This window comes from Shewanella sp. 11B5 (genome assembly GCF_002836795.1).
GTDB lineage: Bacteria > Pseudomonadota > Gammaproteobacteria > Enterobacterales > Shewanellaceae > Shewanella > Shewanella frigidimarina.
On record NZ_PJAP01000142.1, the window covers coordinates 1 to 1,188 of the forward strand.

General features: G+C 40.9%; 2 protein-coding genes. One reads left to right on the forward strand and one right to left on the reverse strand.

Features of this window, described 5'->3' with window-relative positions:
• Positions 1–464: iron-containing alcohol dehydrogenase (locus CXF78_RS01190; RefSeq protein WP_145991308.1), on the reverse strand; the 464-nt coding region annotated here is incomplete at its 3' end.
• A 253-nt stretch (positions 465–717) separates the two neighbouring features.
• Between CXF78_RS01190 and CXF78_RS01195 the strand changes: the two genes are divergently transcribed.
• Positions 718–1,188 (forward strand): AraC family transcriptional regulator (locus tag CXF78_RS01195; RefSeq protein WP_145991309.1); only part of this gene is annotated, 471 nt, incomplete at its 3' end.

The following is a 1,188-nucleotide window of genomic DNA, read 5'->3' on the forward strand; positions in this document are numbered from 1 at the left end:
CTTACGACTGCAAAGGCATTCATTTCTGAACCCGTAGCTGGCAGAGTAGCAATAACGCCAAGTGGAATAACCTTGTCATTAGCCACTGGAACTGGGGTGAAGCCGTGATGTAATAAGCTGGCTGTATCACCATCAAACTGAGTTGCAAGGGCAATAAATTTGGTGCCGTCCATCACTGAACCGCCGCCAACAGCGAGTAAGAAGTCGATATTTTCTTTACGAGCAACTTCAACTGCTTTCACGAGTGTGTCGTACTTAGGGTTAGCTTCAATACCGCCAAATTCAAATACAGTGCGGTTACCTAATGCTGCTTTAACTTTATCGAGTGTGCCGAAACGTTGTACGCTGCCGCCACCGTAAGTGATTAATACTCTTGCATTTTCTGGGACAAGTTGGTCTAACTCTGCAATACGGTCTTTACCGAAAACAACATGAGTAGGGTTACGATAATCAAAATTAAGCATAATTGTTGCCTTTTGGTTTAGCATTGAAACAAATAAGTGGCTGATTGTGTATATAGATTATTTGTACACAACAGCAACGATAAATCATGTAGCTATGATAGTCCTTTGAGTCAAAATAAACATACACAGAACTGTCGTGTTCATGCCTATTCCTATCTTATTTGTGTTTATATGACTAGTTATTGATAATTTTAATACCTTTTACTGCTTTTTTGGTAGTATCGGTGTCATGGTTTATTCTGAGGGGAAGAGTATGAATGAGATAGCAACATTAATGGCACAGCTTGCCCCAAAAGAAGGGGTCAATGATACTCACTTATCCGGCGTTCATGTGTTTCGTAGCTCACAATATGGTGCGCGCGGGCCAATGTGCTATTCACAAGGCGTGCTTATTGTTGGCCAAGGTAAAAAGCGGGTCTATTTAGATAATCAAACCTTTGAGTATGACCGTCAGCACTCATTAGTGATGACCGTGCCATTGCCAGTAGAATGTGAAACCTTTGCCAGCATTGAAGAACCTGTGCTGGTGTTGATGGTTGATATTGATTTAGTACAACTCAATTACATTATCCGTTTAATGGATGAGCATCATCAAATCCCTAAAGATTTAAACGAATCGCGCCAGAGTGGTTTTTTTGTTGCTGATAATACTGAAGATATGGATTGCAGTGTTATTCGGTTATTACAGGCATTGCAGTCGCCGTTAGAAGCAAAAGTAATGGGT